Here is a 10,561-nt window from a genome sequence, read left to right as displayed (position 1 = left end):
GGGCAATCGGCCGGGTCAGTTCAACGGGGCTTCGCCTGAGGTGATCCGCTGCTCGTTTCCGGCGAACAGGTGAACAGCATCATGGATTGGCGCAATCCTCAGCACCTCGCCGGGGGCCGCCCTGATCCGTTCCCTGAAGACGCAGGTCAGCGTCTGCGTTCCCAGCCGGACGATGACGAGCGTTTCCGAACCCGTCGGCTCGACGACCACCGTCGTGACCTCGATGCCGCCCGGGTCCAACCGGATATGTTCGGGACGAATGCCGTAGATGACGGCATCTGCCGGACGGCGCTCGCTCGGCAGGAGCAGACCGTCGGCGGTTCGAAACCCGTCTCCCGTCATGCTGCCGCTGATGAAATTCATCGCCGGGGAACCGATGAAGCCTGCGACGAAGAGGTTGTTCGGACGATCGTACAATTCCAGCGGAGAACCCGACTGCTCGATCAGGCCGTCCTTCATGACGACGATCTTGTCGGCCATGGTCATGGCTTCGATCTGGTCGTGGGTGACATAGATGGTCGTCGTCTGCAGCCGTTGATGCAATTCCTTGATCTCCGAGCGCATCTGCACCCTGAGCTTGGCATCGAGGTTCGACAGGGGCTCGTCGAAGAGGAAGACGGCCGGGTCGCGGACGATTGCCCGCCCCATCGCCACGCGCTGTCTCTGGCCGCCCGACAGTTGCTTGGGATATCTCTCCAGGAGACTTTCGAGACCGAGGATCTTCGCGGCGTTGCCGACCCGCTGATCGATCTCCGACCTCGGCATCCGTTTCAGCCGCAGCGAAAAGCCCATGTTCTTGGCAACGGTCATATGCGGGTAGAGCGCGTAGTTCTGAAACACCATGGCGATGTCCCGATCCTTGGGGGCAAGCTCGTTGACGATATGCTTGCCGATCTGGATCTGCCCCGAGGTGATGCCCTCGAGGCCCGCGATCATTCTCAAAAGTGTGGATTTGCCGCAGCCCGAGGGGCCGACCAGAACGACGAACTCGCCGTCGCCGATATCGACCGATACGCCTTTGATCGCTTTGAACGCGCCGTAATCCTTGCGCGCATTGTTGACCGAAACATGGGCCATTACCGTCCTCCCGAAATCGCTGTCAAAGTCCGCTCAGGACATTTCTCAAATAATCGAGGCCGAGGCGCTCGCCGTCTTTGCGCTCGGCTAAGTCCTTGCCCGGCCAGCCATAGGCGGCATCCTCGTGTTCGATCGACAGCGTGCCGTCGAAACCAGCCCCGCGGGCTTGGCGCAGAAACCTCGGCCAATCGATGAGGCCGAGCCCGGGTAGCTTGTATTGCCACCAGCCCTTGCCGTGATAACCGACAGCCTGCAGGCTCTCCCGATTGATTGCCGTGTCCTTGGCATGAAGGATGGCGATGCGATCCTTCACCGCCTCCATCGCCCGATAAGGATCGACGCCGATGCGGATGAGGTGCGAGGGATCGAATTCCAGGCCGAAACGGGGATCCCCGATCCTCTGAAAAAGCTCCTGCCACCCTCTTGGTGTCGTTCCGATGAAATTGTCCTTCGGACCCGGCCAGTTCTCGATTGCGAAGGTCAGGCCATAGGACAGCGTCTCAGCGATCAGGCCGTTGGCGAAATCGGCGAAGTCATCATAATTGGCTTCGTCGCTTGCGGTGTCGTCCCGGCCCGGGAAGATCACGAAGATCGGGACGCCCGCTTGCCCGATCGCGCTAGCAAATTCGGCGGTCCTTTCCCGAAGTGCCGTTCGTTTTGCCCGGTCGGCATCGAGTTGATTGCCGAAATAGGTAATCGACGACACGAAGAGGCCGCGGCTACGCGCGAGCGCGACGGCGGCCTCCACCCGGTCCGGCGTCTTGATATGACCGCCGACATCGATCTCGATGGCGTCGAAACCGACCGATGCGGCGAAGTCCACCACTTCCTCCAGGGGCCGATCGTTGAATGTCGAGGTGTAAAAGCCGATCTTCACCAAAATCCTCCGATCTTCACCAAAATCCCGTTCTTCACCAAAATCCGTGGGCCTTGCCGGCGGTTTCAACTGTTCAGGCGATCCATGTTCTTGAGTGGCGAACGTGTGCGTTGAGCAGCGTCGGCCGATGCGAGCATGAGGGCTGCTGCCATCGGCATGACCGCCGCCCCCATGGCAGAGGCATCCTCTCCGAGCGAGGCGCGATGAAGCGAGGGAAGGCTGGTGTCCTCGGCATCGAGATGCTCGTGCACATAGCGCAGTAACTCGTCGACGATGCGGATCGGCAATCTGCCGCCGACGAGGACGGCATCGGGGTCGACGACCATGCCGATATGCTTGACGGCGACAGCCAGATGCGCGCTCATTTCCTTCAGCCATTGTGACACGAGGCGCCTGCCATGCGCATCCAGCGTCAGGAGATCGTGCGGAACACTCACCTCGACACCGTGTTGCGCGAGGAAATCATAGAGGAAGAACAACGAGAATATCTCGCCGAGAAGCTGGACCTTATGGGCCTTACCGTCGCGGCCGTCGGCGATCGGCAGCCAGCCGATTTCGCCGCTGAGGCCCATGGCGCCGCGATGACCGTTGCCGTCGAGCACGAGGCCGCCGCCCGGGCATGGATTGATGGCGATGTAGAAGAAGCTGCTGCTTTCAGCACCCAGTCCATAATCGAGTTCGGCAAGGGCTGCGGCATTGGCTTCGTTTTCGATGAAGACGGGATGCTGCGTCAGGTTCTCCAGTGCGGCGCGCACATCGAATGCCGTCCATTCCTCATAAGCCTCGGGCTTGCCGAGGAGCGAAATCTCGCCAAGCCAATCCGGCATCGCCAGACCGATGCCGGCCAGGCGCGCGTCGTCGATGAGCCGGCTGCGCTGGAAATGCGAAATCGCATCGGCCGTGAGCTGCAGGAATTCCGCCGGCAGGATGAAGCGTTTCTCATGATGCACGCGGGCGCGGACGTTGCCGACGGCATCGACGGCCAGGATCGTCAGATGGTCGCGATCGATGTTGATACCGATGGCAAAACAGGCATCCGGGTTGATTTCGAGTTCGATCGCCGGCTGGCCTCTCAGCCCATGCCGACGGCGGGCTTCCATGATCAGGCCCTCATCCAGCAGGCGATCGACGATCCGGGCGATTGCCGGTTTGGTAAAACCCGTCCGCCTGGCAATTTCGGCGCGCGAAATCGGCGCCTGGCGATGAATGCAGCGCAGGACGACAGCCCTGTTGTGCTCACCTGCATCCTCGACATTGGCGCCCGTCAGATCCGGGGACAGTCTGGCGCCGAGTGTCTGGTTCATGCTCGAAATCCTTCCTTGCGCATAGCCTGAACCGCTCGTCATCCCTTGACGGCGCCACTGGTCATCGCACCGAGGATCAGCCGCTGGAGCGACAGGAAGGCGACGATCGCCGGAACGACTGCGATCAGGCAGGCGGCGGCAAGCAGTTGGATGGACGAGTCGGTTTGCATGCCGCGGAAGTTAAAGATCCCGACGCCGATCGGCATCAGATCATTTTTTGTGAGCAACAGAAAAGGCACCAGAAATTGCGACCAGCCGGCAATCACCGTGATGATGAAGACGGAAGCGATGCCCGGCGCCGATAATGGCAGAATGATGCGCCAGAAGACCGAAAATCGATTGCAGCCATCGATCATCGCCGCTTCGTCGAGGCTGCGCGGGATGCCGTCGACCGAACTCTTGAGGAGCCAGGTCGCCAGCGGAACGCCAAGCGCGATATAGACCATGACGACGGCAAAATGCGTATCCAGCAGGCCAAGGCGGTTCATGTAGCGGTAGAGCGGCACCATGATGACGAGCGGCGAGATCATCTGGAAAAGCAGCAGCCCCATCATCGACAGGCCCTTGCCCCGGAACTGAAAGCGGGAAAAGGCGTATGCCGCGGGCAGTGCGACGATCAGGACGCCCAGCCCGCTAAGGGCGGCAAGCTTGAGGCCATTCCAGAGATAGATCGGAAAATAGCTGTTGTTCAAAACGGTGATGAAATTGTCGATGGTGGGATTATTTGGAATATATCGCGCCGCGCCGCGATAGATCTCGCGCTTGTCGCGCATCGCCATCGACAGGAGATAGGTGAGGGGGCCGGCGAAGAATACGAACATTACCAGCATGAACAGATAGCTCATGGCATCGCCGAGCCGCGTTCCGGTCCGTCCGCTCATTGCTCTTCCTCCTTCGGCAGGAACGACGCATAGATAAAGGCGAGCCCGAGGCTGATGATCAGCATGAGCACGGAGAGCACGCTGCCGCCGGACAGGTCGTAGTTTCTAAAGACGATATTGAAGACGTAGAGCGAGATGACCTCGGTCGCGCGCCCCGGCCCGCCGCCCGTCAGCGTGATGATCGCATCGAAGGTATTCACCGTCTGGATCGTAATGAGGATCATGTTGACGAGGATCGCCGCGCGCAGCTGCGGAAGCGTGACGAAGAAAAACTGCTGCGATGCCGTCGCACCGTCGACCTCGGCCGCTTCATAGAGCGAGGGATCGATCGACTTCAGCGCCGCATACATGACGACCATCGAAAATGCCGTGCCGCGCCAGATGTTGGAAATGAGGGTAGACCACGGTGCGATTGCGGGGTCCGAGAGCCAGGCGACAACAGGCATGTGCATCAACCTGAGAATGCTGTTCAACGCACCATAAGGCGCTTCGGAAAAGAGCATCTGCCAGATGATGCCGCCGGCAATTCCGGGGACAACCCAGGCAACCAGCGCCGTCGTCCTCAAAATGGTGGTGCCGAACAGGCCGCGCTTTTCGCCGCGGATAACCACGACGGCGACCGCAAGGCCTAAAATCTGCTGGCCGATAACGCTGCCGCCGACAAAGATCAGGGTCGCCCATAAAATGTCGGGTAGCTGCGGCGAGCTCAACGCATTGGTGATCGACCCCAGCGTATAATCCTGATTGTCGCCGATCAGCGTGGCATTGGTGAATGAAAGCCTGAAAACGTCGATGACGGGGTAAAGGTAGAAGATGCCGATGACGACGATCACGGGCATGATCCAGGGCAGGGGCGCACCGGCGAAACGGCGCATGAACGTTCTGCTTTGAGGCGGGCTGTCAGCCTCGATGGCAATGGGGCTCATTGGCTTCTCTGTGCGGGGTTTCGCAATGTCGACGGCGCCTGGCGGGCAGGCGCCGTCACGGTCGGAAGCACTAGAGACGCTTGTAGGCCTCCAGCGCCGCATTGAAGGCGGCATTCAAGGCGTCTTCCGGCTTTTTGGTCCCCGAGAGCACGTCGCCCATCATGATCTGGATCTGGTTGGAGATTTCAGGATAGATCGGCACACCCGGGCGTGCCTGTCCATCGACCAGAGCCGCGGCGAAGGTCTTGTTGGCTTCGGTGGAGAAGACCTCATATTTGTCGAACAGCGACTTCCTGGTCGGCAACTGCTGCTGCAGCGCGTTTGCCGGCCCCATATAGACCTCGCGTGCGAGGTTGGCGCACATCTCGATCTTGTCCTTGTCCTTGCTGAAGGAGGCGATCGTCCAGCCGCCGGTTCCGGTCGAACGCTGATCGGCGCTGGGGCCGGGGATCGGCGAGAAGGTCCAGTTGTTGAACTCGTCCTCGTCGAGCGTGGCCTTCAGTTGCGCATATTGCCAGTTGCCGCCGATGAAGAGCGCCGTGGTCGCCGCTGCCGCCGCGGCATTCATATCGTCGTAATTCGCGATCGTGCTGACGCGCTTGGGCGCGGCACCCGAATCGACGAGATCCTTGAAATAATTCAGCGCCTTCAGGAATTTCTCCTTGTTCTCGCCTTCGCCGAATACCGGCTTGCCTGAGTCGTCGACGAGCTTGCCGCCCAGCGCCCAATAATTCGCGAGCCAGTCGAATGTCGTCCCTTCCCAGCGCCCGCCGTTGAAGAGAACGCCTTCCATGCCTTCCTTGGTGGAGGCGAGCGCGGCCGTTTTCAGGTCGTCCCATGTCTGGGGCGCATCCGCAACGATCGACTTGTTGCGGTAGAGCACACGAAGGTCCGTATCCCACCACCAGGCGCGGACCGTCTGGTCCTTATCCGTGATGCCGCTGCGGATGAAGGGGAACAGGTCATCCACTTCCTCCTTCGAAAAATACGGCGTGAAGTCCGCAAGAACTTTATTGACCATGAACTGCGAGAGGACGAAGGAGTCGACAGCAGCGCAGTCAGGCGCGTTGCCGGCCTTGGCCTGCTCCAGCATCTTGGCCTGTTCGGTGCCGATGTCCGAGGACATGAATTGCATCTGCAATTTCCAGTCCGGATGCTTCTTGATGAAATCGACGAACAGCTTCTGATAGCCCTCGGCGATCGCCGGATCCGAATTGTTGGGACTATCGTTCGTCAGACGGACGACGAGGGATTTCGGCGCATCGGCAAGGCCGATCCTGTCCTTCGTGGCAAGTTCCTGGGCAAATGAAACGGATGCTGAAAATAACATGGTGCTCAGCGCAAATGCGCTGACGGTGGCGCTCTTCATGATGGGTCTCCTCCCCATTTTGAACGGATACAGCCTGGCGGTCAGTTGACCTCTCCTCATTTCCGTGCTGCATTAATTAGATTAAGTTACTTTGATTTGATGTCAAGCCACAGCTTGGAGGGCCAGACCTGGGAGGTTGAGATGCTGGCGACAATCAACAGCAGCTAGCGCACAGTTCCGGAAAATCGAGATCGATTTCCGGAAAAGAACATGCGCCGTGAAAGTGATGGAGCGTCCCGCCGCACGCGCGGCGCATCCACCGCAATTTTCCTGAAGAAGAGCACGAGGCAATCGCGGATGGCTGCGATGGTGTGAGTGCGGTTTTGCCCGGCTGAACTGCCGCGGGAAGTTAATTCCATGGAGGATACGATGCGTCTACTCATTCTCGGTACCGGCGGCATGGCCAACCAGCATGCCGCCAACTTCAAGGCGATCGAAGGCGTCAGCGTCGTGGGCGGCGTCGATGTCGTCCCGGAAAAGCTCGCGGCCTTTTGCACCGAACATGGCATCGCCAATCATTTCACGACCCTCGAGGATGCTATCGCCTGGGGCGAGTTCGACGCAGTGGCAAACGTCACGCCGGACCGCATTCACCACCCGACGACGCTGCAGGCGATCGCAGCCGGCAAGCACGTCTTCTGCGAAAAGCCGCTCGCCACCGATGCCGTCAAGGCCATGGAGATGACCGAGGCCATTGAGCGATCGGGCAAGGTCGGTATGGTCAACTTCACCTATCGCAATTCGCCCGCCCTTCAGAAAGGCCGGCAGATGGTGCTCGCCGGCGAAATCGGGGAGATCAGGCATGTCGAGGCCTCCCACCTGCAAAGCTGGCTGGTCGGTCGTCACTGGGGCGACTGGAAAACCGAAAGCAAATGGCTGTGGCGGCTGAGCAAGAAGCACGGATCCAATGGCGCGCTCGGCGATATCGGAATTCATATCGTCGATTTCGCATCATACGGTTCCGGGCTCGACGTTGCTCATGTCTTCGCCCGGCTGAAGACCTTCGACAAGGCGCCGGGCCACAAAATCGGCGAATATGATCTCGATGCGAATGACAGCTTTACGATGAATGTCGATTTCTTCGGCGGGGCGATCGGGACGATCCAAGCGACGCGCACGGCGGCCGGACAGATGGATCAGCTGCGCCTCAGGGTCTATGGCGAAACCGGCTCGATCGAGATGATCTACGACACCGGAAAATCGACGCTACGCGCCTGTCTTGGAGAAGACGTGCACACGGCAACCTGGCGCGACGTCCCCTTCGATCCGGTCGAGACGAACTACCAGCGTTTCGTGCAGGCCGTACGGGCGGGCAGGACCCAGGAACCCTCGTTCCGGCGGGCGGCCAATATCCAGAAAATCCTGGACAAGGCGCTGGCCTCCGATCTCAGCCACGCCGATGAAGCGCTCGGCTGAGTCACGCCAAAGCGGCTGGTTGGGCCATCAGGCCGAAGCCGGCGGCAGCAGCAAAGTGTTGAGGAAAGGGAGGAGGGCTGCACCGAGCGCAACGCCGCCGCCGCTGAAACTCGCGGGTTTCATCGGCGAAATCCAGGGCGTCAGCAATGGTCTCGTCGAGGTGTCGCGTCGCTCGATGGAAAGCTGATGGATCAGCGCTTCGATCACGCCCTGCGGCAGATCGCTGCCGATCATGACGACGCTCGGTGCGAGAAAACCGGCCATGGCGATGATCGGGTCGAGTAGATGGCCGGCGGCTTCCCGTATCCATTGCGACAGTAATGGCGAGGAGATTTCCTCGCCCTTCAGAAGGCGGGTGAATGCCTGGTCGCCGATCCGTGATCGCAGGGATTCGAAACCGACGACGGTGTTCAGCTGGACATTGTCCGGGCCTGTCAGCATTTCGCCGATGCTGCCTGCCCGGCCATGCACGCCGGAATAGGGAATACCGCGAATGAGAAAGCCGGCCTGAACGTCGTCGTCGATGATGATCATCGCAAGTCCGCCTTCCCTGCCGGAGCTGCCGATCGTGCGCTCGGCGAGAAGGCTCGCCGTGCACTCGTTCTCGACATAGGGACGGGCGATCGTCGACATCGCGGCGATCTGATCGCTTTGATCCTCTGTCCAGTCGTTGGCGGCGATGCCAAGCCCGATGATCGGCAATGCGGCGTGGCGATCGACCATATCCCTGACGGCCGCATGCACCAGGCCGACTTTGTCCGCGGGGTCTAGCTCGATATAGGCCCGGTCATGGACCTGGCCACTCAGATCGATGAGCACGGCCTCGCCACGCCTTTGGCGAAGCTTGACGCCGATCGAGAAAGCACCTTCCGGGCGCAAGGCAAACTCGGTAGCGGTGGCCCCTCCGCCAAGGCCATTGCGGCGGTTGGAGGTGACAAGCTTTTCCTCGGCCAGTCGGCGGAGAATATTGGTAATGCCGGGGCCGGTCAGGCCGCAATGCTGGCCAAGCTCCATCCGCGTCAGCGGGCCATGGCGGCGAATCGCTTCCAAGATGACGCGAATGTTTCGATCGGCGATTTCGCCGGACCGCAGACCGACTGTTTTGGCGCGTGGGGCGCCCATCTCCTGAGCGTGAAGCCGACGCGGCCCTGACCGAAGATACCGCATGACTGTCTTTCCTAGAGCCTTTCCGGTTGTGTACTTCATCCACGGGCTATGGGAAAGCCGAGCTTAGCAGCCGCTTTTTGGGCTGAACGTCCTATCAATCGGGATCAGGGCCATCACCGCGCTGACGAAGCGCGGCGGGCGAATGCCGCAAAATGCGTCAACAGGCCGTCGAAACGACACAGCAATCGGAGCTTCACTCTATCGGTTGTTAATAGTAGCACCTTCCTGACCGAAGATCTCTCCTCGGCCGACATCGATGCGATAAGGGAAATGGCGCTCACCGACGACGCAAGCTTTTCCAACCTCCTGAGGATAACCGGCTTTGATCCCAGAAGCGATTTTGCGGATGCGGACCTCCGGGGAATGGACTTCACCGACGCGGATCTAAGAGGCTTCAATTTCTCCGGCGCAGATCTTCGTGGATCGATCGGCGAAAACGTCACCTGGGATTCGACTACAATCTTGGACAACGCGGCACTCGACGGGTCATTCTTCGCACGTCAAGAAGCTGCCATGGGGATCGACGTCGAGACCTATCAGTCCCTGAGAGGCGCGCACTGGACGCACCAAATAATCATTCTGGAAAGGGAGCTGCGGCGGGACGATCTTGATCAAACCAGAAAGATGGCCACCGCATCGGTGTTGTACTCAATGGCAAGGGATAGCTTCGTTCGACGTAATGCATTGCGAGCCATGTCGCGGCTTATGACGATCGACGACCTGATCGTGTTTTTGAAGATGCAGCTCTACAACGAAAAGATCAGCAGGATTGAAGTGCTCGGCTCGGCCGTGCACGTCATCGACGACCGGTATCGAAGGGCGCCATCGAAGTGCCTGTCATTCCTCGTGTATCTCCTGAACAAGGATCACGTTGCTGCAATTTACGCTGCTACCTCGATAGCCAGGAATGTCACAAGGCGCGAAGACATGGCCCGTCTTGCCCACTACATCAAGCTGAAAAACGATCAGGTCGCCCGAAGGGCGTTCATAGCTGAACTCGCAGCGCGCCTTGGGCCCGTTCACGTCATGCTCGTGCAGGATAGGGTTGCCAACGATGTCCTGGACTTCAACGCATTCATCTCCGACGCACATTTCGCGACCATCTTGAAGGCCGTCAACCGTCAGGTAAGGATCGAAGCGCTCGATCAGACGAAGGGCGCCAAGCCGTTCACGAGCGCGTTGGGCTACCCCTCCACAGAAGCCGCCATGGTCAATCGAATCTTGGAACTCTATCGGGACCTCGAGCGGAACGGCGTCGTATTCTCGCATGAGACCGTCGTGCCGGTGGATCGTCCACCGCGAGACTAGGTCACAATGACTCGACGCACATGGCGACGCCTATAGCTTTGCGGGCTGCCTCGGCGTTTTGCAGCAGGCCTGAAACGCAGGTGAATCGACGGAGTCGTCTAGGACCGATCGACATTCAGGATTGAACGAAGCCGCTTGCGCGGCATTTGGAACTCGGGATTTGCATGATGCGCTTCTGATTTGAAGGATTGGGCTGTTTTAGCCAACCTTTGAACAGGAGATGACGATGACAGAGA

9 protein-coding genes are annotated in these 10,561 nt (G+C 59.7%); 2 read left to right on the top strand and 7 right to left on the bottom strand.

Annotated features, from left to right (window positions below):
- Positions 1–15: 15 nt before the first annotated feature.
- The 6 genes from GR198_RS35075 to GR198_RS35050 form a co-directional block, all read right to left on the bottom strand.
- Positions 16–1,077, bottom strand: a complete 1,062-nt coding sequence (locus GR198_RS35075; protein ID WP_003550492.1) for an ABC transporter ATP-binding protein — start codon at positions 1,075–1,077, stop codon at positions 16–18.
- Positions 1,078–1,099: 22 nt separating this feature from the next.
- A complete protein-coding gene (locus tag GR198_RS35070; RefSeq protein WP_164070478.1) occupies positions 1,100–1,954 on the bottom strand; it encodes a sugar phosphate isomerase/epimerase family protein in 855 nt (284 codons plus the stop codon).
- Between the two features lie 65 nt (positions 1,955–2,019).
- A complete protein-coding gene (locus GR198_RS35065; RefSeq protein WP_164070477.1) occupies positions 2,020–3,258 on the bottom strand; it encodes an ROK family transcriptional regulator in 1,239 nt (412 codons plus the stop codon).
- Positions 3,259–3,296: 38 nt separating this feature from the next.
- Positions 3,297–4,139 (bottom strand): carbohydrate ABC transporter permease, encoded by an 843-nt coding sequence (locus tag GR198_RS35060; RefSeq protein ID WP_011649125.1) that lies wholly within the window; start codon positions 4,137–4,139, stop codon positions 3,297–3,299.
- Positions 4,136–5,065, bottom strand: a complete 930-nt coding sequence (locus GR198_RS35055) for a carbohydrate ABC transporter permease (protein WP_003550501.1) — start codon at positions 5,063–5,065, stop codon at positions 4,136–4,138. The genes GR198_RS35060 and GR198_RS35055 overlap by 4 nt, the downstream gene beginning before the upstream one ends.
- 70 nt (positions 5,066–5,135) lie before the next feature.
- A complete protein-coding gene (locus tag GR198_RS35050) occupies positions 5,136–6,434 on the bottom strand; it encodes an ABC transporter substrate-binding protein (protein ID WP_027664475.1) in 1,299 nt (432 codons plus the stop codon).
- Between the two features lie 369 nt (positions 6,435–6,803).
- Here GR198_RS35050 and GR198_RS35045 point away from each other — a divergent pair, with 369 nt between their 5' ends.
- Positions 6,804–7,850 carry a Gfo/Idh/MocA family protein gene (locus GR198_RS35045; RefSeq protein ID WP_164070476.1) on the top strand — a complete coding sequence of 349 codons (1,047 nt, stop codon included), beginning with the start codon at positions 6,804–6,806 and terminating at the stop codon, positions 7,848–7,850.
- Between the two features lie 27 nt (positions 7,851–7,877).
- On the opposite strand, the gene GR198_RS35040 is transcribed toward GR198_RS35045, so the two are convergent.
- Positions 7,878–9,017, bottom strand: coding sequence for an ROK family transcriptional regulator (locus GR198_RS35040; protein WP_164070475.1), 1,140 nt, complete (start codon positions 9,015–9,017; stop codon positions 7,878–7,880).
- 270 nt (positions 9,018–9,287) lie between these two features.
- On the opposite strand from GR198_RS35040, the gene GR198_RS35035 reads away from it, so the two are divergent.
- Positions 9,288–10,325 (top strand): pentapeptide repeat-containing protein, encoded by a 1,038-nt coding sequence (locus tag GR198_RS35035; RefSeq protein ID WP_204337320.1) that lies wholly within the window; start codon positions 9,288–9,290, stop codon positions 10,323–10,325.
- Positions 10,326–10,561 lie beyond the last annotated feature (236 nt).

This window comes from Rhizobium leguminosarum (assembly GCF_010668065.1).
Lineage (GTDB): Bacteria > Pseudomonadota > Alphaproteobacteria > Rhizobiales > Rhizobiaceae > Rhizobium > Rhizobium leguminosarum_S.
This window is presented reverse-complemented; position numbering and strand designations above follow the sequence as displayed.

Bases quoted from the DNA above. Each gene is read 5' to 3' on its own strand.
- GR198_RS35050 (WP_027664475.1), bottom strand. From the start codon at position 6,434: ATGAAGAGCGCCACCGTCAGCGCATTTGCGCTGAGCACCATGTTATTT.
- GR198_RS35035 (WP_204337320.1), top strand. From the start codon at position 9,288: ATGGCGCTCACCGACGACGCAAGCTTTTCCAACCTCCTGAGGATAACC.
- GR198_RS35040 (WP_164070475.1), bottom strand. From the start codon at position 9,017: ATGCGGTATCTTCGGTCAGGGCCGCGTCGGCTTCACGCTCAGGAGATG.
- GR198_RS35075 (WP_003550492.1), bottom strand. From the start codon at position 1,077: ATGGCCCATGTTTCGGTCAACAATGCGCGCAAGGATTACGGCGCGTTC.
- GR198_RS35065 (WP_164070477.1), bottom strand. From the start codon at position 3,258: ATGAACCAGACACTCGGCGCCAGACTGTCCCCGGATCTGACGGGCGCC.
- GR198_RS35060 (WP_011649125.1), bottom strand. From the start codon at position 4,139: ATGAGCGGACGGACCGGAACGCGGCTCGGCGATGCCATGAGCTATCTG.
- GR198_RS35055 (WP_003550501.1), bottom strand. From the start codon at position 5,065: ATGAGCCCCATTGCCATCGAGGCTGACAGCCCGCCTCAAAGCAGAACG.
- GR198_RS35045 (WP_164070476.1), top strand. From the start codon at position 6,804: ATGCGTCTACTCATTCTCGGTACCGGCGGCATGGCCAACCAGCATGCC.